This is a genomic window from Methylovorus sp. MP688, from assembly GCF_000183115.1.
In the GTDB taxonomy this organism is placed as follows: domain Bacteria; phylum Pseudomonadota; class Gammaproteobacteria; order Burkholderiales; family Methylophilaceae; genus Methylovorus; species Methylovorus glucosotrophus.
Map to the genome: position 1 here is coordinate 803381 of NC_014733.1, position 21453 is coordinate 824833.

General features: G+C 57.8%; 29 protein-coding genes and 4 pseudogenes. 4 read left to right on the forward strand and 29 right to left on the reverse strand.

The window, feature by feature from the left end; translation table 11 throughout:
• Window positions 1-9 precede the first annotated feature (9 nt).
• The 10 genes from flgK to flgB all read right to left on the reverse strand — a co-directional run bounded on the left by flgK (window position 10) and on the right by flgB (window position 9197).
• On the reverse strand, window positions 10-1953 hold the full coding sequence (flgK, locus tag MPQ_RS03940) for a flagellar hook-associated protein FlgK (protein WP_013441602.1): 1944 nt from the start codon (window positions 1951-1953) through the stop codon (window positions 10-12).
• 64 nt (window positions 1954-2017) lie between these two features.
• Window positions 2018-2929: a flagellar assembly peptidoglycan hydrolase FlgJ gene (gene flgJ / locus MPQ_RS03945; RefSeq protein WP_013441603.1), complete on the reverse strand. Its 912-nt coding sequence runs from the start codon at window positions 2927-2929 to the stop codon at window positions 2018-2020.
• 10 nt (window positions 2930-2939) lie between these two features.
• On the reverse strand, window positions 2940-4064 hold the full coding sequence (locus tag MPQ_RS03950) for a flagellar basal body P-ring protein FlgI (protein WP_013441604.1): 1125 nt from the start codon (window positions 4062-4064) through the stop codon (window positions 2940-2942).
• A 10-nt stretch (window positions 4065-4074) separates the two neighbouring features.
• Window positions 4075-4761: a flagellar basal body L-ring protein FlgH gene (locus MPQ_RS03955; protein ID WP_049821925.1), complete on the reverse strand. Its 687-nt coding sequence runs from the start codon at window positions 4759-4761 to the stop codon at window positions 4075-4077.
• Between the two features lie 25 nt (window positions 4762-4786).
• Window positions 4787-5569, reverse strand: a complete 783-nt coding sequence (gene flgG / locus MPQ_RS03960; protein WP_013441606.1) for a flagellar basal-body rod protein FlgG — start codon at window positions 5567-5569, stop codon at window positions 4787-4789.
• A 69-nt stretch (window positions 5570-5638) separates the two neighbouring features.
• A complete protein-coding gene (flgF, locus tag MPQ_RS03965) occupies window positions 5639-6379 on the reverse strand; it encodes a flagellar basal-body rod protein FlgF (RefSeq protein WP_013441607.1) in 741 nt (246 codons plus the stop codon).
• Window positions 6380-6417: 38 nt separating this feature from the next.
• Complete coding sequence (gene flgE, locus MPQ_RS03970) at window positions 6418-7626, reverse strand: flagellar hook protein FlgE (protein WP_013441608.1); 1209 nt, start codon at window positions 7624-7626, stop codon at window positions 6418-6420.
• A gap of 35 nt (window positions 7627-7661) precedes the next feature.
• The gene (locus tag MPQ_RS03975) at window positions 7662-8318 is read right to left on the reverse strand and encodes a flagellar hook assembly protein FlgD (RefSeq protein ID WP_013441609.1); all 657 of its coding nucleotides are present in this window, start codon (window positions 8316-8318) and stop codon (window positions 7662-7664) included.
• A gap of 20 nt (window positions 8319-8338) precedes the next feature.
• Window positions 8339-8743, reverse strand: coding sequence for a flagellar basal body rod protein FlgC (flgC, locus tag MPQ_RS03980; RefSeq protein ID WP_013441610.1), 405 nt, complete (start codon window positions 8741-8743; stop codon window positions 8339-8341).
• Between the two features lie 25 nt (window positions 8744-8768).
• On the reverse strand, window positions 8769-9197 hold the full coding sequence (gene flgB / locus MPQ_RS03985) for a flagellar basal body rod protein FlgB (RefSeq protein WP_013441611.1): 429 nt from the start codon (window positions 9195-9197) through the stop codon (window positions 8769-8771).
• A 235-nt stretch (window positions 9198-9432) separates the two neighbouring features.
• Between flgB and flgA the strand changes: the two genes are divergently transcribed.
• The 4 genes from flgA (at window position 9433) to MPQ_RS04000 (ending at window position 11105) form a co-directional block, all read left to right on the forward strand.
• On the forward strand, window positions 9433-10161 hold the full coding sequence (gene flgA, locus MPQ_RS03990) for a flagellar basal body P-ring formation chaperone FlgA (protein WP_013441612.1): 729 nt from the start codon (window positions 9433-9435) through the stop codon (window positions 10159-10161).
• Window positions 10162-10305: 144 nt separating this feature from the next.
• A complete protein-coding gene (locus MPQ_RS14145; RefSeq protein WP_013441613.1) occupies window positions 10306-10440 on the forward strand; it encodes a hypothetical protein in 135 nt (44 codons plus the stop codon).
• Window positions 10400-10639: a flagellar biosynthesis anti-sigma factor FlgM gene (gene flgM, locus MPQ_RS13540; protein ID WP_013441614.1), complete on the forward strand. Its 240-nt coding sequence runs from the start codon at window positions 10400-10402 to the stop codon at window positions 10637-10639. Before MPQ_RS14145 ends, flgM begins: the two co-directional genes overlap by 41 nt.
• 7 nt (window positions 10640-10646) lie before the next feature.
• Complete coding sequence (locus tag MPQ_RS04000) at window positions 10647-11105, forward strand: flagella synthesis protein FlgN (protein ID WP_013441615.1); 459 nt, start codon at window positions 10647-10649, stop codon at window positions 11103-11105.
• Window positions 11106-11180: 75 nt separating this feature from the next.
• Here MPQ_RS04000 and MPQ_RS13545 read toward each other — a convergent pair whose 3' ends face one another.
• The 19 genes and pseudogenes from MPQ_RS13545 to MPQ_RS14035 form a co-directional block, all read right to left on the reverse strand.
• On the reverse strand, window positions 11181-11426 hold the full coding sequence (locus tag MPQ_RS13545; RefSeq protein WP_013441616.1) for a hypothetical protein: 246 nt from the start codon (window positions 11424-11426) through the stop codon (window positions 11181-11183).
• Between the two features lie 48 nt (window positions 11427-11474).
• Window positions 11475-12458: a hypothetical protein gene (locus tag MPQ_RS04005; RefSeq protein ID WP_013441617.1), complete on the reverse strand. Its 984-nt coding sequence runs from the start codon at window positions 12456-12458 to the stop codon at window positions 11475-11477.
• Between the two features lie 12 nt (window positions 12459-12470).
• The gene (locus MPQ_RS13550; RefSeq protein ID WP_193373541.1) at window positions 12471-13202 is read right to left on the reverse strand and encodes a hypothetical protein; all 732 of its coding nucleotides are present in this window, start codon (window positions 13200-13202) and stop codon (window positions 12471-12473) included.
• A 32-nt stretch (window positions 13203-13234) separates the two neighbouring features.
• On the reverse strand, window positions 13235-14488 hold the full coding sequence (locus MPQ_RS04015) for a type VI immunity family protein (protein WP_013441619.1): 1254 nt from the start codon (window positions 14486-14488) through the stop codon (window positions 13235-13237).
• A 2-nt stretch (window positions 14489-14490) separates the two neighbouring features.
• Window positions 14491-15378, reverse strand: a complete 888-nt coding sequence (locus MPQ_RS04020; protein WP_013441620.1) for a VRR-NUC domain-containing protein — start codon at window positions 15376-15378, stop codon at window positions 14491-14493.
• Window positions 15378-15725 (reverse strand): hypothetical protein, encoded by a 348-nt coding sequence (locus MPQ_RS13825; RefSeq protein WP_168088809.1) that lies wholly within the window; start codon window positions 15723-15725, stop codon window positions 15378-15380. Before MPQ_RS13825 ends, MPQ_RS04020 begins: the two co-directional genes overlap by 1 nt.
• The gene (locus tag MPQ_RS04030) at window positions 15679-16224 is read right to left on the reverse strand and encodes a hypothetical protein (RefSeq protein WP_013441622.1); all 546 of its coding nucleotides are present in this window, start codon (window positions 16222-16224) and stop codon (window positions 15679-15681) included. The genes MPQ_RS13825 and MPQ_RS04030 overlap by 47 nt, the downstream gene beginning before the upstream one ends.
• Window positions 16225-16236: 12 nt before the next feature.
• Window positions 16237-16677: a hypothetical protein gene (locus MPQ_RS04035; protein ID WP_049821867.1), complete on the reverse strand. Its 441-nt coding sequence runs from the start codon at window positions 16675-16677 to the stop codon at window positions 16237-16239.
• Window positions 16649-17386, reverse strand: coding sequence for a hypothetical protein (locus MPQ_RS04040; RefSeq protein ID WP_013441624.1), 738 nt, complete (start codon window positions 17384-17386; stop codon window positions 16649-16651). The genes MPQ_RS04035 and MPQ_RS04040 overlap by 29 nt, the downstream gene beginning before the upstream one ends.
• Before the next feature lies 1 nt (window position 17387).
• Window positions 17388-17687, reverse strand: a complete 300-nt coding sequence (locus MPQ_RS04045) for a hypothetical protein (RefSeq protein ID WP_013441625.1) — start codon at window positions 17685-17687, stop codon at window positions 17388-17390.
• Between the two features lie 46 nt (window positions 17688-17733).
• The gene (locus tag MPQ_RS14010) at window positions 17734-18105 is read right to left on the reverse strand and encodes a DUF2345 domain-containing protein (protein ID WP_041362018.1); all 372 of its coding nucleotides are present in this window, start codon (window positions 18103-18105) and stop codon (window positions 17734-17736) included.
• Window positions 18102-18395 (reverse strand): DUF2345 domain-containing protein, encoded by a 294-nt coding sequence (locus MPQ_RS14015; protein WP_041362020.1) that lies wholly within the window; start codon window positions 18393-18395, stop codon window positions 18102-18104. Before MPQ_RS14015 ends, MPQ_RS14010 begins: the two co-directional genes overlap by 4 nt.
• A 99-nt stretch (window positions 18396-18494) precedes the next feature.
• Window positions 18495-18569: pseudogene (locus tag MPQ_RS14020) on the reverse strand (hypothetical protein); the annotation flags it as partial.
• Window positions 18570-18652: 83 nt separating this feature from the next.
• Window positions 18653-18784 (reverse strand): annotated as a pseudogene (locus MPQ_RS14250) (type VI secretion system Vgr family protein); the annotation flags it as partial.
• Between the two features lie 16 nt (window positions 18785-18800).
• Entirely contained in the window at window positions 18801-19277 is a 477-nt protein-coding gene (locus MPQ_RS04060; RefSeq protein ID WP_041362022.1) for a type VI secretion system Vgr family protein, read from the reverse strand.
• Complete coding sequence (gene vgrG, locus MPQ_RS14200) at window positions 19240-19824, reverse strand: type VI secretion system tip protein VgrG (RefSeq protein WP_041362024.1); 585 nt, start codon at window positions 19822-19824, stop codon at window positions 19240-19242. The genes MPQ_RS04060 and vgrG overlap by 38 nt, the downstream gene beginning before the upstream one ends.
• A 4-nt stretch (window positions 19825-19828) precedes the next feature.
• Window positions 19829-20386: pseudogene (locus MPQ_RS14255) on the reverse strand (contractile injection system protein, VgrG/Pvc8 family); the annotation flags it as partial.
• Window positions 20387-20466: 80 nt separating this feature from the next.
• A pseudogene (locus MPQ_RS14260) lies at window positions 20467-21096 on the reverse strand (phage late control D family protein); the annotation flags it as partial.
• Window positions 21097-21109: 13 nt separating this feature from the next.
• A complete protein-coding gene (locus tag MPQ_RS14035) occupies window positions 21110-21400 on the reverse strand; it encodes a hypothetical protein (RefSeq protein ID WP_238525340.1) in 291 nt (96 codons plus the stop codon).
• Between the last annotated feature and the right edge of the window lie 53 nt (window positions 21401-21453).

A 21453-nucleotide genomic window follows, 5' to 3' on the forward strand; every position in this document is an offset into this window, starting at 1 on the left:
CGATATTCCTTAGCGGATATTGATCAGCGTGTCGAACATCTGGCTGGCAATCTGCATGACTTTGGCAGCGGCCTGATAAGACTGTTGATAGCGAAGCAGGTTGGCGGCTTCTTCGTCCAGGTTGACCCCGGAGTTGGATTCCATTTCGGCCTGTGCCTGTTCCAGCAGGGTGGCTTCTGCCGCGCCTGTTACCTGCAGCTCACTGGTCTTGTTGCCCACTGCGCTCACGATTTGGGCAAAGGCAGCTTCATATGACTTGTTGCCGCTAACGGTAGAGGCTGTTTGCAGCTTTGCCAACAGCAAGGCGTTGGTATTGTTGCCTGAACTGCTGCCGGTGCTGGGCGTCAGCGTGAAGCTGTCGCCGTTATTCGGTGTGCCACCCATGGTGAAACTGGCCCCGGCCACGGTGTAGGTTGCTCCGGCGGTATAGGGAACAGCAGCGCCAGCGGCATAGGTCGTCGTGGTGCCGCTACTGGTTTTGACGGTGACGGCTTCGGTCGCGGGGAAACCATTCAGCGTGCCTGTACCGCTATTGTATGTAAGCGTGAGTGCGCTACTGAAAGGGCTGCCCATGTAGGCACTGTTCACTGTCAGGTTGCTGATGGCGCCACTGCCGGTATTGCTGCTGCTTTTGGCGGCAATCAATGGTGATGCTGCGGCAATCTGGTCGGTGCCGGTGATCGATACGGAAATCTGTCTGGCGGCATCGGCTGTGGGCTGGATGAGGAAGTTATCCCCGCTGCTCATGGTGCCGCTACTGACGCTGATGCTGACCCCGTCAATGGTGATCGGCATGCTGGTGTAGTTGGTGGTGGTGCCATCGCTCAGGCGTTTGACCGAGTAATTGGTGCCGCCGTTATAGGTCAGCGTATAGTCGCTGGTGGTAACCGCCGAGGCATCGGTAAAACTGCCGGTCAACACGGCATTGCCGGTATTGTTGCCATTGGATTTGATGGTCGGGCTGATGGTGTTGAAGTAATTCACGCCCGCATTGCCATTGAGGTCCAGCCCCAGTTTTTGCTGGGCGTTGAAAGTCTCGGTCAGTGAAATGGCAATCTGGCCCAACTGGTTTTTGGTGGTATCCAGTGAGTGGTTGCGGAACTGGACCAGGCCGCCCAGCGTGCCGCCGGTGACGCTGTTTTCCCCCAGAATGATCGGGGTGCCACCCTTGCCGGAATATGCCACTTCAAGCCGGGTGCTGTCGGTGGGCGAATTGACCACGGACAGGCTGTAGCTTTCCTTATCCACCACCAGAGGCAAACCATTGCCGACAAATACGTTATAGCTGTTGCCCGATTGCACGATGGTGGTCTTGATCTGACTGCTCATCTTGCTGACCAGCAGATCACGCTGGTCCATCAGGTCATTGGGTGTTTTGCCCGTGGCCCCCATCGCATTGTTGATCGAGTCATTCAGGGAGGCGATCTGCTGGGCGTATGAGTTGACCAGTGAGGTGCTGCTTCTCAGTTGCGAGTTGACCGAATTTTCCATCTCGGTGAGGCGGCTGCTGAGGCTCTGAAAACGGCTGGCAAGCGCTTCGGATGAAGACAGCATGGCCTGGCGGCTGGAAGCCGAGCCCGGGTTGTTGGTCAGATCCTGCACGCTGTCGAAGAAATCCTGCAGGGCAGGCGACAAGCCTGCCGAAGAATCGGCCAGCATGTTGTTGATACTGTTGATCTGCGAACTGTAGGTGGAGAGCTCACTGCTGCGGGCCTGGCTGACATTCACCTGCTTGGCCAGCAGGGCACTGTATACCCGTTCGATGCTGGTTACCTGAGTACCTTTGCCCAGATAGCCAAAGCCTACATTCTGCGAAGCGGCTGCTGATTGCGAAATCACTTGCCGGTTGTAACCCGCACTGGAAGCGTTGGAGATATTGTTGCCCGTCACGCTAATCCCGATCTGGGCTGCGTTCAGCGCACTTTTACCTATATTTAAGATATCGCTTCCCATGGTTCTTTTTTCCTAGACTATGGATTATTGACGGCAGAAGCCGCAGGAACTTTAATCGTGGGCATCAGGCGGTAGTGACCTTCTTGATCACACTGATCAGTTTGCTGGCGTAGTCAGGATCTGTAGCGTACCCCCCGTTTTGCAGTCCTTGCGCGTAGGCATTGACGTCATTGAGGTTGGACATGGCGTTGCCATAGCGCGGATTCTTGCTGATCATGTTGGCAAAATCCTTGAAGGAGTCTGCATACGAGTCATAGGCGCGGAAGGTTTCCACGCGCTTCTGCTTGACGCCATTCACGTATTCCGTGGTGACAGCATCCACGGTCTTGCCAGTCCAGCCAGCGGTGGCCTTGATGCCAAACAGGTTATAGCTGTTCTCGCCGTTGACGCCCTTGATTTCGCGTTTGCCCCAGCCGCTCTCAAGCGCGGCCTGACCCAGCATGAAGTTGGCAGGGATGCCCGTTGTGCGGCTGGCTTCCTCGGCATACGGCGCCATGGTGGCCTGGAAGCTGTCAGCATTGCCATCGGACTTGGTTGAGCCTGAGCCCTTGCTGGCGTCCTGCGATGGGTCTGCATACATCTGCAGCGCCGTGCGGGGCACAAAGGGGCTGCTATAGGGCAAAGCCGCGCTCACACCGTCATCCTGATCGGGGTTGGCGCCGGGGGTAACACCAGTTTTGCTCAGCTGTCTTGCCAGTACATCGGCCAGGCCTATGCCCTTGGATGCAATATTCTGACTCAACTGCTGATCCAGCATGGCAGTGAAAGTGCGGCTTTGTTCATTGTCAAACATGCCTTCCTGGGGCGTGGCATCGCGCATGCTTTTCAGCATCATGTTGACGAATACGGCTTCAAACTGCTTGGCGACGGCCTTGATCGCTTCAGGCGAATCATTCTTGCCGGCCAGCTTCAGCTGATTCAGGCTATTGGCATCAAATGCCAGTTTGCCGGTGCTGTCTGAAGGAGCGTTGACCATGGTGTGCGGCCTAGATCACTTCAAGTTCTGCGCGCAAGGCGCCAGCAGACTTCATGGCCTGCAGAATGGCGAGCAGGTCCTGGGGGGTGGCGCCGATGGCATTCAGGGCCTTGATCACATCGGATAGCGATGCGCCGCCATCCAGCTTCAGGACCTTGCCAGGTTCTTTTTCGATAGAGATTTCCGAGCGGGCGGTGCTGACGGTTTGTCCGCCGGAAAGCGCGCCAGGCTGGCTGATGACCGGCGCGGTGTTGATGACGACGGAAAGATTGCCGTGCGATACCGCGCAGTCTTCCAGCGATACCGAGCGGTTCATGACCACCGAGCCGGTGCGTGCATTCAGAATCACCTTGGCCGAAGATTCGGCAGGGTTGACGTTAATCGACTCCAGCGCGGCCAGGAAGCTAACGCGGCTGCTGTCTGCGGGGGCATTGACGCGGATGACGCGGCCATCCTGCGCGGCGGCCGTGCCCGTGCCAAAGCGCTGGTTGATGGCATCGACCACCTTGCTGGCGGTGGAGAAATCCGAATCTTTCAATTCCAGGTTAATGCCGGTGCCCTGATTCAGCGCCACCGGAACCGCACGTTCCACCGTGGCACCGGCCGAGATACGGCCTACGCCCAGGTGATTGATCTGGGTCTGGCTGCCATTGGCCGAAGCACCGACGCCGCCTACCACCAGGTTGCCCTGGGCCATGGCGTAGACTTGGTTATCAGCACCTTTCAGCGGTGTCATCAGCAGCGTGCCGCCGCGCAGGCTCTTGGCATTACCCATGGAAGATACCGTCACATCCAGCGCCTGGCCCGGCTGGGCAAAGGGCGGCAGGGTGGCGGTGACCATCACGGCGGCGACGTTTTTCAGTTGCAGGTTGGTGCCCTGTGGCAGGGTCACGCCCATGCCTTGCAGCATGCTGATCAAGCTTTGTACGGTAAATGGCGTTTGTGTGGTCTGGTCACCGGTGCCATCCAGACCCACGACCAGGCTGTAGCCGATCAATTGGTTGGAGCGCACGCCCTGTATGGTCGCCAGATCTTTCAGGCGCTCCGCTTCCACCGGCAGGCTCATGCCCAGGCCGGCGGCCAGCAGGGCAATCAGCAGAATATTCAGGCGGCGTTTAGGCAGAAGCGTGGTCATGATGGCATTCTCACAGCGGGATGAAGCTCAGGAAAAAGCGTGACAGGATGGACGTCACAAGGGCGGCATCCACACGGCTGTTAGTGCGATATTCGATACGGGCGTCAGCCACGCGGGTCGATGGCACGGTGTTGGCGGCCGTGATGGTGTCGGGGTTCACGACGCCGGACAGGCGTACAAACTCGGTGCCTTTATCCAGCGCCACCTGTTTTTCACCACCCACGACCAGGTAGCCGTTAGGCAGCACATCAAGTACCGTGACCGCAATCGAGCCAGTAAAGACGTTGCTGGCATTGGCGGCAGCGGCATCGGTGTACGACAGGTCAGATGCGCTGTTAAACGCGGCACGCGGCAATGGGCTGCCAAACGAGGCGGTGACGGAAGAGTCTACGCTGCCTTTTTTGCTGGCGGAGCTGCCGTTGGCTTTGGTGGCCGAGGTGTTCTCGGTAATGTTGATCATCAGCGTATCGCCGATCAGGCGCGCGCGACGGTCTTCAAACAGCGGGCGGTAAGCGGCGACGTTGTAAATGGCGCCGTTGGTGGGCGGACGTGCCGAGGCCGGGTAAGGCTTGGTGGTCAGCGGCCCTTGCGTGATCGAGGTGGGTGTGCAGGCGCTCAAGGTCAGCGCGCCAGCCGCCAGCAGCCCCAGTACGGCGGGCTTCAGTTGCGTTGCAATATGACGAATGATCTTAAGCATGTTCATACTCCCGGCCTTGCCATGACTATAGCTGCGACAGCCTTTGCAGCATCTGGTCAGAAGTGGTGATGGCCTTGCTGTTGATTTCATAGGCGCGCTGGGTCTGGATCATGCTGACCAGTTCCTCAACGACGTTCACGTTGGAGGTTTCCACGTAACCCTGATTCAATACACCCGCGCCGTTGGCGCCTGGGGTATTGGTGCTGGCCGTGCCCGAAGCCGAGGTTTCGACATACAGGTTTTCGCCCTTGGATTGCAGACCGGCCGGATTGATAAACGTGGCCAGCTGGATGGTGCCAATCTGGGTGGTCGCCACCGAGTTGGGCAGGGTGACGGACACCGTGCCATCGCGACCAACGGTGATGCTCTGCGCATTGGCCGGAATGGTGATGGCTGGCTGGATGGTGTAACCGCTGGCGGTTACCATCTGGCCCTGGTTATCGACCTGGAATGAACCATCGCGCGTGTAGGCGGTGGAACCATCGGGCAGCAGCACCTGAAAAAAGCCTTCGCCATTGATGGCGAGATCCTTGGCGTTTTCCGTTTGCTGCAGGTTGCCCTGGCTGAAAATGCGCTCAGTGGCCACGGGTTTGACACCGGTGCCGAGCTGCATGCCGGAAGGCAATTGGGTTTGCTGAGAAGACTGCGCACCGGGCTGGCGGATGTTCTGGTAGAGCAGATCCTCGAATACGGCGCGTGAGCGCTTGAAGCCATTGGTGCTGACGTTGGCCAGGTTATTGGCGATCACGTCCATTTGCGTTTGCTGCGCATCCAGGCCGGTCTTTGAAATCCACAGTGAGCGTATCATGATGATGTCCTCTCGTGCCCGAGATGCATAAACGGGCGTTGGTATGACTGCATATTAACGTAAGCCTGATCAACCCAAACTGAAGAGTTGACTGGCTTTATTGGCGTTATTCTCGGCGTTCTCCAGCAGTTTCATCTGCGTTTCGAACTGGCGGGCCAGGCTGATCATGTTGACCATGGCATCCACTACATTGACATTGCTGCCTTCCAGCGCGCCGCTGGCGACCTGGATATTGGCATCAGCCTGTGCTGGCTGGCCGTTCTGTGTGCTGAACAAGCCATCCGTGCCACGCACCAGCGTGCTTTCGTCCGGATTCACCAGCTTGATGCGGCCGACGATATTGGTCGGGCTGGGTACGGTCACACGCGACACGGTAGATACCGTGCCATCCTTGCCGATGGCGATTCTTTCATCGGGCGGTATGGTGATGGGGCCACCATCGCCAAGCACGGTCAGGCCGTCTGCCGTCTGCAAAATGCCATTTTCATTGACCTTGAGCGAGCCATTGCGGGTGTAAGCCTCGCTGCCATCCAGCCGTTGCACCGCAATCCAGCCCCGGCCCTGAATGGCGATATCCAGATCGCGCGAGGTGCCGATAATGGTGCCGGGCGTGAAATCGGTAGCCACGGTGGTGTCAATGACGAAAGCCCGCGTTGGCAGGCCTTCGCTGACAATAGGCACAGCGCGGAAAGAATCCACCTGGGCCTTGAAACCGGTAGAGGTGGCATTGGCCAGATTGTGCGCCGTGGTCGCTTGCTGCTCCAGAATATGCTTGGCGCCTGACATCGCGGTGTAAATCATGCGGTCCATATGGTCTCTCCTTTACGGCTTCAGCCCGGGCTCAATGCTTAACGCAGGTTGACCAGGGTCTGCAAGACCTGATCTTGCGTCTTGATAGTTTGCGCGTTGGCCTGGTAGTAACGCTGTGCAGTAATCATGTTCACCAGTTCCGCCGTCAGATCCACGTTGGAGTCTTCGGTGGCGGATGATTGCAGGGTGCCCAAACCTCCGGTTCCAGCCTTGCCGATGACCGGTACACCTGCGTCGGCGGTTTCGGCAAACTGGTTGTTACCCAGCGCAGACAGGCCGTTAGGGTTGGCAAACTTGGCCAATACTACCTGGGCCAGGGCCTTGGCCTGACCGTTGGTATAACGGCCGATAATGGTGCCGTCAGCCGCAGTGCTGAAGCTGGAAAGGCGGCCGGAGGCGTAGCCATCCTGCACCTGGCTGTTCAGGCTGTAATCGGAGCCAAACTGGGTGGAGCTGGCGAAATCAATGGTAATGGCCTGTGATGCAGGTACCGTTGGCGGTGCCAGAGTAACGGCCTGAGTAGTCGTGCCGGTCAACAGGCCGTTGGTGTCAAATGTCAATGTAGATGAACCCACGGCGGTGGTGCCACCGTCAACGGTGGTGCGCACACTCCAGGTATTGGCGGCGGTTTTGATCAGGTAGCTCTGCAGGGTGTGCGGATTACCCTGACTGTCATACACGGAAATCGGCACTACCTGCGTGTAGGTGGTGGGGTCGGCCGGATTGAACGAGGCGATCGGCAACACGGCGCTGCGCGAATCCAGGTTAAATACATCGTTGACCTTGGTAGAGGCCTGGGGCGCCAGGTCTGCCGAGCTGATCTTGATATCGGTCAGGGCACCGGTCTGCAGGGCGCCATTGGTGTCCGCCACGTAGCCCGTCAGGCGTTCGCCGCTGGAGGTCACGATGTAGCCTGCTTTATCCAGCTGAAACTGACCGTTACGGCTGTAGGTAATGGCGCCGCTATTGCTGAGGCGGAAGAAGCCATTGCCATTGATGGCGATGTCCAGCGGGTTTTCGGTGTTGGTGATATTGCCCTGGGTGAACTGGCGCTGGATGTCGGCGACTTTCACGCCGATACCGGCGGAGCCGGTGCCAGAACCGTTCAGTGCGTTGGCATACACATCGGCAAACTCGGCGCGCGATTGCTTGAACCCGACCGTGTTGGCGTTGGCGACGTTATTGCCAATGACGTCCAGACTCTTGGATGCGGCATTGAGGCCGCTTAACCCTTGTTGAAAACTCATGTTGATCTCCTTGTTAGCGTGAGGACGTGCATTGACTAAAAGACTTCCACGACATCATCAATACCGATGGAGTCGAGTTTGCCCAGGTTGAGTTTGATGCCACTGCTGCTGTTGGATACGCTCATGACCTGATCGTAAGACAACGGCGTGGCGGTGACGCTGGTATTGGCGGTGGTGGCGGCGACTTCGAACTTGTAATTGCCGTCTGCTGCCTTGGAACCATCATCCTTGTAACCATCCCAGCTCAGTGGCAATACGCCGGCTTCCTGCTTGCCCAGGGTCAGTTGACGCATCTGATTGCCGGCAGAATCCTTGATGGTGACGGTGACCTTGTCGGCGCCTACCGGCAGGTTGATGCCCAGATAGGATTTGCTCTCGGTGAGGGTCAGGCTGTCGCCCTTGGTCAGCACATAGCGGCCTATCATGTTGGATGCCTGATAGGTCTGGCTGGACTGCACGTTGCTGATCATGGATTCCATGGTGGTGTTCAGCTTGTCGATACCGGTAACCGTGGAAAGCTGGGCCAGCTGGCTGGTCACCTGCGCGTTATCCATCGGGTTGAGCGGATCCTGGCTTTTCATCTGGGTGATGAGCAGGGTCATGAAACGGTCCTGCACATCGGAGGCGCTGGAACCCGAGCTGGATTTGCGCGTGTTCATCGTAGTCAGCAGGTCATTTGAAATGGTGGTCATGGCGTGATCCTTAAAGGAAATTATTGTCCGATGGTCAGTGTTTTCAACAACATGGTCTTGGCGGCATTCATGGTTTCCACGTTATTCTGGTAGGCACGCGAGGCCGAGATCATGTTGACCATTTCTTCGGTCACATTCACATTGGGCATGGTGACATAGCCTTGCGCATTGGCTGCCGGGTGCTTGGGGTCGTACACCACCTTGGGTGGAGACGGGTCTTCAATCACCTGTTGCACCTTGACGCCGCTGACAGCGGCGTTGTTGGTGGGGGTGGCGCTGAATACCACCTGCTTGGCCTTGTACGGCTGACCATTGGCACTGGTGGCGCTATCGGCGTTGGCCAGATTGCTGGCGACGGCATTAAGCCGCTGCGACTGGGCGCTCATGGCTGAGCCGGACACATTGAATACATTGAACAGAGACATGATGGTGCTCCTTTATATAATCCGGCTATTGGCCCTGAATCGCCGACAGCAGCTTCTTGATCTGGCCGTTGATCATGTTGAGGCTGGCTTCGTAACGGATGGCATTGTCGGTAAACTGGTTGCGCTCCACGTCCATGTCGACAGTATTGCCATCCACGCTACCCTGGATCAGGGGGCGGAACATGGGCTCGCCCGGCTTGCCGGTCGGCACGTAGTCGACACTGGTGGGGTCGCCACTGAGGTGGGCGCTGGATGTTTTGCTGACGTCGAGGCCAGAGCCGGGGGTGTCGTTACCGCTCAGGGCATTATTGAGCGCATCATTGAAATTGATGTCGCGCGCCTTGTAGTTCGGGGTATCGGCATTGGCGATATTGGCGGCAATAAGCTCCTGCCTTTGCGCACGCACGCGAAGAGCGGACTGCTGAAATGCCAGTGCTGCATCTAGTCTGTTCATGTGTACTGACCTCCTGTTTCGATCCGGCTTCAAGTTTTCACCCAGCTCAGGTTTTTACCTGGCTCAAGTTTTAACTTAGTGCAGCCGTTATCTATGATGAGGGCGAGTGTAGAGCCCGACAGTCAACTTCAATCAGAGGAGTAAAGGGGGAAATGTCGTCTTTTTCCACCATTTACTTTTGTCCCGGCTACGTAGAATGCAGGCTGTATCTTTCTCCGCAGTCGAGGAACGCATCATGGCAAGTCATTCTATCGTAAAGCAATTTTTGGCATTCTGCACAGGAATATTGCTCCTGGCTGGCAGTGCGCTTTCCCATGCTGAAGCGATGCCGAATACTGACCAGACGCAGAACCTGACCTCCATCCGCAAGAAGGTCGAAGAATTCCTGACCGTGCAGACCGCCGGTTATCCCGGTCGTGTCACCGTCACTGCCGGTGCCATAGACAATAATCTCAAGCTCGCCAAATGCCCGGCGCTGGAAGTGTTCATGCCGCAGGGTAGCCGTGCCTGGGGCAAGACCAATGTCGGTGTGCGCTGCAATGCGCCCGCCTGGACCATCTACATGCAGGCCACAGTGAATGTGGTGGGGCAGTATCTGGTGGCGGCGGCGCCGCTGGCTCAGGGCCGGGTGGTGGATAGCGGTGACCTGCTGTTTGAAAGTGGCGATCTGGCTCAGCTGCCTCCCGGTATCTTTACCGATCCCGAGCAAGCCATTGGCCGCATCGTTAATATTTCCATGAATGCCGGTACCGTGCTGCGCCAGGAGATGCTGAAAGCGTCACCTGTCGTACAGCAGGGTCAAACGGTCACGCTGATTACGCGAGGCAAGGGCTTCAGTATCAGCGCCGAAGGTCACGCGCTCAATAATGCTACCGATGGCCAGCTGGTGAGGGTCAAGGTCGCCAATGGGCAGGTAGTAAGCGGGATTGCCCGCAATGGTGGAAAAATTGAAGTCAGTTTTTAAGCATGTGTTTTTGCGTCGAATGAATGTAAAGGCTGGCAAGAGCCGTTTCAAACTTGCCGATCGGTGTTAAAGTTTAAGAAAACCCTGCCGATATGAGCCTTATAGAAGGCAAGATGCACACACATTCATGCATGAGGAAAAACCATGAAGATCAATGACTCCATCCAGAAAACCACTGGGTTGGTGACCGAGAAGATCGAATCCGGCACCGCAAAGAAAACACCGGCACCGGCAGTGGGTGGCGCAACCGCCACCGGGGGCCCCCCCCCCCGCCACTGAAAGCGTCACGCTTTCCCCACTGTCCTCGCAATTGCAATCCCTGGAAGCACGGATCGCGACGCAGACGGTATATGACACAGATAAGGTAGACGCCATCAAAACGGCGATTACCAACGGCCAATTCCAGGTCGATTCCGGCAAGGTTGCCGATGGCCTGATTGAAACCGTTAAGGATTTATTAACTTCAGCCAAATCGTGAGATAACCATGAGCACAAGCATCTCGTTCGAGCAGGATAGCCAACTGGTCAATCAATTGATCGTTTTATTATCCCGTGAACAAGCCAGCCTGGTGAGAGCCAATATGGACGAGATCGAGCAGATTCTTGATGAGAAGGCGCATCTGCTCAGCGAGCTTGGCAGCACGGTACAAAAGCGTCACGACGCCCTGGTGAAACTGGGCTTCGAAGGCAGCGAAAAAGGCATGGCAGATTGGCTGGTAGCCCAGAAAACCGTGGCTGTGCAGCAATCGTGGATGCAGTTTCACAAAATGCTGGTGCAAGCCCAGGAAATGAACCGTGTGAATGGCGTGCTGATCAACAAGCACTTCAGTCGTAATGAACAGTTTCTCAATGCGCTGCATGCGCATCACTCACCTGGCCAGATGTATGGTGCCAACGGCCAGGCCACGACGCAAAGTTATCTGCGGAGTGGATTACAGGCCTAGCGAACTTCCAGTTCCTCCAGAGGCGTTAAGTGTAGTTAACGCCCCGCCGCCCCGATGGGCGGTTTTTTTTGCCCTTTAACCTTTCCAATACCAGATCACACTGCCCGATCGCCCGGCCTCATCCTTGCCAGGCATGGGTTCGCCTTGCCGCATGCTCACCTCTTGCATGCTCAGGTGCGGCGCAAACCATATCCCCTCTTTGGGGCAAGGCTCCCCTGGCAGGGCAGACAGCGTCGCAGTGCGCGCTGGGGCAGCAGGCGTCTGCGGGAGCTGCCTTGTTTCTGGCGTGGGCCAGTCGCTGTCGTCATCAAAGCGTCCCATCCAGCGCGGGCCGTCTATGGTGTTAAAACGGGGATTGGGGTCATCATCTCAAGGGTCAAGGCTGGAGAGCAGCAGATCGTCACAGCGCACCGGGCGGATCAGGCGGCTGGCGGCGGCGAGCAGCGGCGGTATGCCCTCTTCCACCGGATGCAGGGCCAGCTCCCCCAGTTGTACCCAGTAAGCGGTCTTGCCTTGCGGGTATGGGATCGCGGTGATGGTCCCTCCTAGCGGGGTCAATGCCTGATAAAGGGCATCGGCCGTCAAGCCCAGCTTCGCCAGCCAGAAAGGCGACAGCAGAAAGCACCAGGTGGGGGTGCGCAGGCCTGCGCTCAGGTCCGATACATTCACCCAGCCGCTCTCGTCATCACGATAGTGGTAGCCCATATCCCCCGGATGATCGATATCCAGCCCATAGAAATAATCCGCGCAAATACGCTCCATGACCTCGGCTTCATAAGACCCCATGGCGCCACTGCCGGTGGAGCCGATTTCAAAGCCGCTGTAGTACTGGTCAGGCTGCAGAATGCTGATCCACTTGTGCATAAAGCGGTGCCACTCGGCCTTGTGCTGCAAATACCAGGCATGGCGGAAGGTGATCTTGAGCGTGGTGTAGCGCATCTCGGTGTTGTTGTTGACCCAGGCTTCAATCGCCCAGCGGGCGGAAGAGATGCGGCTCTCCATGTCGGTGGCTTGAATCCAGAAGGGTTGCTCTTTGTGTACGGCCTTGCGCACCTCTTCATACAAATCGGCAGGCAAGCGCCTGTCGCCAGCCTTGAACCAGACTTCCGTGGAGTCTTTCCATATCATGCGATACGGACTATCGATCATGCCCAGCAGTTGTTCATGCACCTCGATCATGTGGTGGGCCATGTTCTCAAAGTCTTCTGGCTTGTGCACGATGTACATTGTTACGAAGGGGCAGACGCCGTATTCCTGGCCCTCGTAGCCATAGAAGTATTGCGGGGATTGTTTTGTTTCATGAATGAAGTTGGCAATTTCTTCTTCGGTTAAATACAGCTCAGAGGTGGACATAGTGTGATCGCCTTATCGTTTGCCGGGGCCTTTTTTGCGGCTGGTGTGAGTTGGTTTGGAATCTTCGCTGCTTCCGTCCTTCTGCCGGATACGGTCCCAGGGGTAGCGGAACAGGGAGACGCGCGCGCCCAGGGTCACGCCCTTGCCTTCCAGCGTGCGGGCTTTACCCACATGGGCGGTCTTGGCTTTGGCGCAGTCTTTGCTGAGCTGCTTGTAGCGCCTAAACTGCTCATCCCGAATCGTATCGCCGGGGAACTTGATCTCGACGATGCCGAAGAGGTTGGTTTTGCTGAGGGGCTCGTGCCGGTAATCGGGGATCGCCACATCGGCGGCAATGGCGCCCTTGCGTCTATGAGGCATGGGGTAAAAGGGATTCAGCTTGCCGCCCAGCCGGGTAAGCCGGGTGCCCTGCACTGGTGGGTTTTCAAAACGGGGCCCAAAGCAGGCTTCGGCTTTCATGGGGCTTTTCCAGTCCAGCAGGTCATCGGCAAATTCGATCATGTGGGACACCACCAGCTGCTTCAGCCGCACCACGATAAAAGCATCCAGATCAACATCCGCCAGCTCCTCAGCGCTCATGGCCAGCAACTCAATCAGAATTTTTTTCTTGGCCTGTGGCAAGTCTTTGATCTCCACCCCGCGCTTGCGCCGCAGCGATAGCACCGGGGTCTTGTTGACGATATCGCATATTTCCGTCAACTGACGGCGAAACGGCATGGGCATGCGGATGGCGGTTTTAATCAATTCGCTGCCACAGCCCTGCCAGCAACCTAGCCCTATGCTTTCCAATACCAGATCACGCTACCCGACTGCCCATCCTGCCCCACACCAGGCATGGGGTCACCTCGTCGCATGCTCACCTCTTGCATGCCCAAATGCGGGGCAAACCATACTCCCTCTTTCGGACAAGGCTCCCCTGGCAGTGCAGACAGCGTCGCACTGCGTGCTGGGGCAGCGGGCGTCTGCGGAAGCTGCCGTGTTTCTGGCGTGGGCCAGTCGCTGTCGTCATCAAAGCGCTTTAGCCAGCGGCGGCTTTCCGTGGGGGTAAATACCATGTCATCGTCATCATCCCAACGGGTCATGCCGGTCAGGCTGAGCTCTTCGCCCCGTGCCGGGCGCATCACCTTGGCCACAAAGGCCAGGTCGGCAGGTACCGGCTCGCTGACTGGGTGTAGCTGAGGCGCATCGCCGACTTCAATCCATACCTGATCCTGGTTCAGCACTTCGGTACGGATCGCGGGATGCTCATCATGACGCAAGGCATGCACCAAGGCATAAGCCCCCCCAAGTTTTTGTAGCCAGGGGCCGCCTACCAGCCCCGCCCACACCAGTGGACGCATGCCGCCCAGAGGCAGGCCTCTTGTTTTGCTGTTCTCAAAACCGTTCCAGAACGGCTGCTCAATATCCAGCCCATAAAAATGCTGGGCCAGCTGGTATTCCAGCCCCTCAATATCCGCCGATGCGCCGAGGTCCAGTGGCCGGGCAAAGCCCAGGCCCATATAGCCCTGTTCGGCCCCCAGTTGCCGGGCCGTTTCGCGCAGAAAGCGGCCAAAGACGTCCCGCTGGGTGTGCCACCATGTCAGAGTAAAGTCAAAGCGCAGGTTGTTGTAATCTTCTGTGTTATTCGCCAGTCTTACTTTGGAAGACAAGGCGAACTCGGGGGAGTCGGTGATGGCTTTTTCGCTGGTAAATCCATAATTGATATTTCTGTCCTTGCATGCTTCAGTATAGGCATGCCAGTCCTGCGGCAAGCGTTTGCCGCCAAAGGGATGGGGCCGGGAGGAATCAGGGTGTTCTGCCGTCACGAACTTGTTGCCTATCATGGCATTGAAGCGCTCTATGCAATCGACCACGATATGCGCTTTGTCCCGGGCCTCGCGGGCGGTGCCGGAGCGGAAGTACAGGGTGGCGAAGCAGCCTGTGCCTAACCATTGGGTGCGGCCATCTGGGAAATCCCATCCCCATACGGTATTCGGGTCTTCAAGTAAATCTGCAATTTTGCGGGGCAGTTTGTCCTGATCGAAATTCATCCTTATTTACCTCTTCCACGTTTTTGATGATTATCTCGCCCCCGTGTCGCATCCCGTCCATCCCGCGTCTTTGGCCGCAGGCTGACATGCAGGTCTTCCGGCACCCGCATCAGGGCGACGCGGTGTTCTTCCACCAACTTGGAATAATCTTCCAGCTGTTTTTTTCGAATGGGATCATTGGGGAATTTGATTTCCACCACGGCAAACACATTGTCACGCGGGGTGAGCGCGGCCGGTTGATGGCGGTTTTCTGCAATGGTCAGGTCGGGGATGAGCGCCCCTCTGGGTACCGGCCAGAAGGTAAACGGCAGATTGCCCACCCGCTTCGGCCGGGTGGGCGGGGCTGCATTCAGATAAGGGGCTTTGGTATCCGGGTTATAGGCCAGCTCCGCTTTCAGCGGGCTTTTCCAGTCCAGAATCGCATCCACGGTTTCAAAGCAAACGCTGGCCGTGTATTGACGCAAGGCCACTTCAATGGTGCGGTGACGCAGTTCGCCACTAGCGCTCACCATCGTGCGCAGTCGCCGTGGCACTTTGATCGGATGCTCGTTTGCCAGCTTAACCACATGGCTGATCGGCAGGCGGAATGGGATTCTGCGATTAATGAAGGGGCGAAAGGTGGCTTGGTCACGCACTTCGGATTGGGTGCGCCATGCGTGGGTATTGCCACCGGAGTCAACACGAGCCAGCTGGCTCGATTTCACATCAATCTCATGCTTGAGATTGTCCAGCACAGCTTCTTTGAGAAAGGCTTTATATTGGGCTACTGCCTTGGCCAGTTCAGCGGCATCCACCATCGCCTGGGCAGCTTGATATGCTTCATAGGCACGCCAGCCAATAACCCCCGCCTCAATGGCCATTTCGATCATGGCGATGACTAATGCACCCATTACGCCCCCTCCGCATCATTCGCCGCAAGGAAGGCGTCCAGGTCTGCCGGATCAGGAGGAGCGTCCGTGCGCTGACTCGGCACCGACAAGCCATTTATCTTCGCCTGATAATTCTCGGTGATGGGCTGATCCACCCGCAGGGGCGCCATTTCCGCGACGATGTTTTCTGGGAGGTCGGTGTAAAGATACTCGCCCAGGCCTTGATCGTCCGTCACCCCGCCAACGCTCTGCCCCTCCTCCGTGCTGACCCGATAGCGATGCCCGGCGAAATGTGTTTGTTCTGCCTCTGGAAGCTGATTTTTATTGAACTGGTAGCGGCCAAGTGGATGGTTGAGACTGATGGGCACCTCCGGCATCACCACCGGCAATCTCGGCCTTGTGCTGCAAATACCAGGCATGGCGGAAGGTGATCTTGAGCGTGGTGTAGCGCATCTCGGTGTTGTTGTTGACCCAGGCTTCAATCGCCCAGCGGGCGGAAGAGATGCGGCTCTCCATGTCGGTGGCTTGAATCCAGAAGGGTTGCTCTTTGTGTACGGCCTTGCGCACCTCTTCATACAAATCGGCAGGCAAGCGCCTGTCGCCAGCCTTGAACCAGACTTCCGTGGAGTCTTTCCATATCATGCGATACGGACTATCGATCATGCCCAGCAGTTGTTCATGCACCTCGATCATGTGGTGGGCCATGTTCTCAAAGTCTTCTGGCTTGTGCACGATGTACATTGTTACGAAGGGGCAGACGCCGTATTCCTGGCCCTCGTAGCCATAGAAGTATTGCGGGGATTGTTTTGTTTCATGAATGAAGTTGGCAATTTCTTCTTCGGTTAAATACAGCTCAGAGGTGGACATAGTGTGATCGCCTTATCGTTTGCCGGGGCCTTTTTTGCGGCTGGTGTGAGTTGGTTTGGAATCTTCGCTGCTTCCGTCCTTCTGCCGGATACGGTCCCAGGGGTAGCGGAACAGGGAGACGCGCGCGCCCAGGGTCACGCCCTTGCCTTCCAGCGTGCGGGCTTTACCCACATGGGCGGTCTTGGCTTTGGCGCAGTCTTTGCTGAGCTGCTTGTAGCGCCTAAACTGCTCATCCCGAATCGTATCGCCGGGGAACTTGATCTCGACGATGCCGAAGAGGTTGGTTTTGCTGAGGGGCTCGTGCCGGTAATCGGGGATCGCCACATCGGCGGCAATGGCGCCCTTGCGTCTATGAGGCATGGGGTAAAAGGGATTCAGCTTCCCACCCAGCCGGGTAAGCCGGGTGCCCTGCACTGGTGGGTTTTCAGTGCCGGTAATCGGGGATCGCCACATCGGCGGCAATGGCGCCCTTGCGTCTATGAGGCATGGGGTAAAAGGGATTCAGCTTCCCACCCAGCCGGGTAAGCCGGGTGCCCTGCACTGGTGGGTTTTCAAAACGGGGCCCAAAGCAGGCTTCGGCTTTCATGGGGCTTTTCCAGTCCAGCAGGTCATCGGCAAATTCGATCATGTGGGACACCACCAGCTGCTTCAGCCGCACCACGATAAAAGCATCCAGATCAACATCCGCCAGCTCCTCAGCGCTCATGGCCAGCAACTCAATCAGAATTTTTTTCTTGGCCTGTGGCAAGTCTTTGATCTCCACCCCGCGCTTGCGCCGCAGCGATAGCACCGGGGTCTTGTTGACGATATCGCATATTTCCGTCAACTGACGGCGAAACGGCATGGGCATGCGGATGGCGGTTTTTATCAATTCACTGCCATCCCCCAGCGGCCCCTGCACCTTGCGGGTGACCTCGCTCTGGACTTTGCGAGCATCCACATTTAACAGGCGTGCCAGCAGTTGCCGTTCTTCCTTATGGTCAATATTGTTGTTTACCTCTTCCTGTAATGACTGCATCAGGCGACGAATCTGTTTTTTCGCCTCCTCAAGATTGGATTCGTATTTGCTAACGTCGTCATACAAGGTTCTCGCTAGATCATAAGTCTCATAAACAGCAGCAGCTTCTATGATCAACTCCAGAATGGCCCAGACAATCGGCATGCTACACACTCGCTTTCTTGTTTAATGCAGCAAGCCACGCCGTATCGATACGTTCACTTTCACGAGTCCTCGCCTTGACGATATGGGTACTGACGACCTGCTCACTCTCCAGCAATGCACTTGTACCTTTGCTATCGGTAATGCCATTGGCTACTTCGCCAGACTCAGCCTCCACCTTCCATGCGTAACCTTCAAATGGCCGACCATCATCTTTGAACAGCTGATAGCTGGCTGCATAAGGGCCTATGCCGCCGGAAGGCACCTCCGGCATCACCACCGGCAATGTTTTGGGGCCATCCATCCCATGCTGATTGGCATGGACTTTCCAGCTGCCTGCCGTGCCGCTCTCAATGCCGCTGGCGCTCCAGCGGGTGTAGCTGCCGCGGCACCTCCGGCATCACCACCGGCAATGTTTTGGGGCCATCCATCCCATGCTGATTGGCATGGACTTTCCAGCTGCCTGCCGTGCCGCTCTCAATGCCGCTGGCGCTCCAGCGGGTGTAGCTGCCGCCTGCGTTCACCACGATTTCCTGTTTGGCGTTGAAGGTGATGTTTTCTGCGGTGTGGCGAATGTCCAGATTGGCGACCATGTCGATGCTGTGTTTGAGGGCTTGGATATCGATGCTCTCTTGTGCCGAAATGAGCTTGATGCCCGCCTTGTACGCAAACAGCCGTATCGCCTCACGTACACTGGCGATGAGGCTGCGATTGGCACTCAAGCTGACATTGCCGCCTTGTACGCAAACAGCCGTATCGCCTCACGTACACTGGCGATGAGGCTGCGATTGGCACTCAAGCTGACATTGCTGCCCGTGGTAATGGCATGGTCTTCGCCACTGTGCTGATGGGTGCTGCCGGGGGTGGTGCTGGCAATGCCAGCGGGGCTAGCCATGACGAGGTGCGGTTGCTGCAGTTCGAGGAAGGCGGTGTCGTTGGAGTTTGTATTGCTGGTATTGCTGCTCTTGTTGCCGGTAATACCGTCATTCTGCCCCTGCAGCCGTTCGCTCACCCTGGGCTGGTCGTCGTTGTCCTGCGCCTGGTGCTGGCTGGCGAGCTGGCCCAGGTCGGCATGCTGGGCTTGTGCCTGTGTGAGACGTGCTGTGGTCTCGCTGAGGTCGGTGAGGTGGTTCTGGGCTTCTCTTCTCGCTTCGGTGGTGAGGATAAGGCCTTGTCTGGCGCGAATCGCCCCATGCCCATCGGTGCGGAGTTCCGTTCTAGTCTTGCCGTGGTCTCGCTGAGGTCGGTGAGGTGGTTCTGCGCTTCTCGTCTCGCTTCGGTGGTAAGGATAAGGCCTTGTCTGGCGCGGATGGCCCCATGCCCATCGGTGCGGAGTTCCAGCCCTTCACCCCGGTAGTCCAGCCGTCCGGCATTGCCGTCTATACGGGTGATATGCCCCAGGCTTAAGGAGGAGCTGTCATGGTCGCTCTTGAGGTGTGAGACGTGCTGTGGTCTCGCTGAGGTCGGTGAGGTGGTTCTGGGCTTCTCTTCTCGCTTCGGTGGTGAGGATAAGGCCTTGTCTGGCGCGAATCGCCCCATGCCCATCGGTGCGGAGTTCCAGGCCTTCACCCCGGTAATCCAGCCGTCCGGCATTGCCGTCGATACGGGTGATATGCCCCAGGCTTAGGGAGGAGCTGTCATGGTCGCTCTTGAGCTGCAGCTGGATCTTGCCATCAGTGTCATCGAGGATGAGATGATTGCTGCGGCCGGCAGCGCCATTGCCCCCACCGGGGATGAGCTCGCGCGAGCGGATGCCACTCAAGGCTTGCTGAGCCGGGAGCTGCCACGGCGGCAGGTTGAGCTGGTTGTAGAGACGGCCGGTACATACCGGCAAGTCAGGATCCCCGCCGAGGAAGTCAATCAGCACTTCTTCGCCTATGCGCGGCAGGTGCATGGCGCCCAGCTGATTGCCACGGCGGCAGGTTGAGCTGGTTGTAGAGACGGCCGGTACATACCGGCAAGTCAGGATCCCCGCCGAGGAAGTCAATCAGCACTTCTTCGCCTATGCGCGGCAGGTGCATGGCGCCCAGCTGATTGCCTGCCCAGGCTTGCGATACCCGGACCCAGCAACTGCTGTGCTGGTTCTTCAGCCCATAGCGGTCCCAGGGGAACTGCACCTTGATACGACCGTACTGGTCGGTGTAGAGATTGCTCTCGGCGGTGTCGCCCGTAGGCCCGGTGACGAGGGCGGTCTCCGGGCCATGGGTACGTGGCTTGTGGCCGGGGGCATGCGGCAGCAGCACCTCGGGACGCAGCACTTCGCGGGTGGGCTGGCCGCTGAAGTGGGTCTCCATGCGCCAGGTGCCGGTGAGTTCGCCTGTCAGCGCGCCACTGCTGCTATCGACGAGGGCGGACTGGATGGCGCTGAGCCCAGCGCCACTGCCGTGGCTTGCATTTCCTCCCGTCTTTCCGACGGTCTTGCCAACCGTCTCTTCACTCACATTCTCAATCAGCGAACTGCACCTTGATACGACCGTACTGGTCGGTGTAGAGATTGCTCTCGGCGGTGTCGCCCGTAGGTCCGGTGACGAGGGCGGTCTCGGGGCCATGGGTGCGTGGCTTGTGGCCGGGGGCATGCGGCAGCAGCACATCGGGGCGCAGCACTTCGCGGGTGGGCTGGCCGCTGAAGTGGGTCTCCATGCGCCAGGTGCCGGTGAGTTCTCCCGCAATGGCGCCACTCACTCTATCCATGATGGCGGCACGCACCGTTGAAGCTGAAGAGGACACGGTCTCTTCACTCACATTCTCAATCGAGGACACCGTCTCTTCACTCACATTCTCAATCAGCAAGGTGGTGCTGAGGATCAGGTACTCCTGATTGGCCTTTGCTCTGGGATGTTCTTTGAGGGTAAAGGTATGGCCAGGCACGACACCCCGGATATGGCCTTCGCCGGCCACCCGGTGGCCGGGCTGGCGCAGGGCTTCCATGCGCAGCCGGGCCAAGAGCTCACCTTGCGGCTCGGTCTGGTTGGCTTCGCGGTCCATGCCGGCATTGGGCTGGCTGTAGTCACTGCCATGGTCAGTGCGCCATTGGCAAGCTCGGCCCGGGGACGGGTGTAGTCGTAATCGCGGCTGGCATAGACGCCTGAGGTCAGTTGCTCGGCATCGCTGAAGTGGTGCAGGTACTCTGCATCGGTCTTATGGTCTGGTGGGTAATAGGCAATGGTGTGATAGCCACTGGCCGGGTCATCGGGCTGGAATGGCGTATAGGCGCCATTGTGATCGGCCAGTACCAGGGTATGGCGCCCGTCGTCATGGCGGAAATGAAAGCTGATGCCCCACTCCCGCCACAACCGGGTGAGGAAGGCAAAGTCGGATTCGTTGTATTGCACGCTGTAGTCCCGGGCGGGATAGGTCTCGATCAGCCGCTTCTCCAGCGCATAGGGATAGTCCGCCAGTACGGCTTCGGTGATCTCGACCACGGTCTGGTCCTGGAACACCTTGCAGTCGGTGGTGAGGGTGGCGAGGTGGAGCCAGGGGCGTAGCGTAATGACATAGAGCGCATGGCGGCTGTCTTCGCCAGCGTGGCGTATGTCGGTGATGAGTCCACTGACATACCGTGTGCCTGCCCCCTGATTCGCCATGCCGAGATCGCCCAGCGCACCGGGCAGGAACTGGCCGTGGCCTTCGAGGCTGATGCCGCAGGTCAATACTTGACCCATCAGCGGACCGAAGTCGAGATCACTGCCGACTTCCCCCAGACGGCTACGCACCGTGAGCTGGTAGTCAAACAGGGTGTTGATGCCCTCGGCCTTCGAGGCTGATGCCGCAGGTCAATACTTGACCCATCAGCGGACCGAAGTCGAGATCACTGCCGACTTCCCCCAGACGGCTACGTACCGTGAGCTGGTAGTCAAACAGGGTGTTGATGCCCTCTCCCCCGGCAAGGCGGACAGGCTCCAGCCCATCGGGCAGGATCTGATGGAGTGCGGGACATTGCAGGGTAAGCAGGCGACGGGAGGATAACAGCGAGGGCAGCATGACAGGGAATCCGGGGCTAAAGGCGGGTTCGATCATGCACAGGATTGCTAAATCAGGAAATTGCCCTTAAGGGCGAATGACAACTCCTG

Bases quoted from the DNA above. Each gene is read 5' to 3' on its own strand.
- flgB (WP_013441611.1), bottom strand. From the start codon at position 9,197: ATGAACAGACTAGATGCAGCACTGGCATTTCAGCAGTCCGCTCTTCGC.
- MPQ_RS03955 (WP_049821925.1), bottom strand. From the start codon at position 4,761: ATGCTTAAGATCATTCGTCATATTGCAACGCAACTGAAGCCCGCCGTA.
- MPQ_RS04015 (WP_013441619.1), bottom strand. From the start codon at position 14,488: ATGAATTTCGATCAGGACAAACTGCCCCGCAAAATTGCAGATTTACTT.
- MPQ_RS13545 (WP_013441616.1), bottom strand. From the start codon at position 11,426: ATGGGACGCTTTGATGACGACAGCGACTGGCCCACGCCAGAAACAAGG.
- MPQ_RS03975 (WP_013441609.1), bottom strand. From the start codon at position 8,318: ATGACCACCATTTCAAATGACCTGCTGACTACGATGAACACGCGCAAA.
- MPQ_RS04000 (WP_013441615.1), top strand. From the start codon at position 10,647: ATGAGCACAAGCATCTCGTTCGAGCAGGATAGCCAACTGGTCAATCAA.
- flgG (WP_013441606.1), bottom strand. From the start codon at position 5,569: ATGATACGCTCACTGTGGATTTCAAAGACCGGCCTGGATGCGCAGCAA.
- flgC (WP_013441610.1), bottom strand. From the start codon at position 8,743: ATGTCTCTGTTCAATGTATTCAATGTGTCCGGCTCAGCCATGAGCGCC.
- flgK (WP_013441602.1), bottom strand. From the start codon at position 1,953: ATGGGAAGCGATATCTTAAATATAGGTAAAAGTGCGCTGAACGCAGCC.
- flgF (WP_013441607.1), bottom strand. From the start codon at position 6,379: ATGGACCGCATGATTTACACCGCGATGTCAGGCGCCAAGCATATTCTG.
- flgE (WP_013441608.1), bottom strand. From the start codon at position 7,626: ATGAGTTTTCAACAAGGGTTAAGCGGCCTCAATGCCGCATCCAAGAGT.
- MPQ_RS04020 (WP_013441620.1), bottom strand. From the start codon at position 15,378: ATGGGTGCATTAGTCATCGCCATGATCGAAATGGCCATTGAGGCGGGG.
- MPQ_RS04060 (WP_041362022.1), bottom strand. From the start codon at position 19,277: ATGCACCTGCCGCGCATAGGCGAAGAAGTGCTGATTGACTTCCTCGGC.
- MPQ_RS04035 (WP_049821867.1), bottom strand. From the start codon at position 16,677: ATGTGGCGATCCCCGATTACCGGCACTGAAAACCCACCAGTGCAGGGC.
- MPQ_RS14035 (WP_238525340.1), bottom strand. From the start codon at position 21,400: ATGATCGAACCCGCCTTTAGCCCCGGATTCCCTGTCATGCTGCCCTCG.
- flgJ (WP_013441603.1), bottom strand. From the start codon at position 2,929: ATGGTCAACGCTCCTTCAGACAGCACCGGCAAACTGGCATTTGATGCC.
- MPQ_RS04045 (WP_013441625.1), bottom strand. From the start codon at position 17,687: ATGGATGGCCCCAAAACATTGCCGGTGGTGATGCCGGAGGTGCCTTCC.
- MPQ_RS04005 (WP_013441617.1), bottom strand. From the start codon at position 12,458: ATGTCCACCTCTGAGCTGTATTTAACCGAAGAAGAAATTGCCAACTTC.
- MPQ_RS04040 (WP_013441624.1), bottom strand. From the start codon at position 17,386: ATGCCGATTGTCTGGGCCATTCTGGAGTTGATCATAGAAGCTGCTGCT.
- MPQ_RS03950 (WP_013441604.1), bottom strand. From the start codon at position 4,064: ATGACCACGCTTCTGCCTAAACGCCGCCTGAATATTCTGCTGATTGCC.
- flgA (WP_013441612.1), top strand. From the start codon at position 9,433: ATGGCAAGTCATTCTATCGTAAAGCAATTTTTGGCATTCTGCACAGGA.
- MPQ_RS04030 (WP_013441622.1), bottom strand. From the start codon at position 16,224: ATGTCCACCTCTGAGCTGTATTTAACCGAAGAAGAAATTGCCAACTTC.
- MPQ_RS14145 (WP_013441613.1), top strand. From the start codon at position 10,306: ATGAAGATCAATGACTCCATCCAGAAAACCACTGGGTTGGTGACCGAG.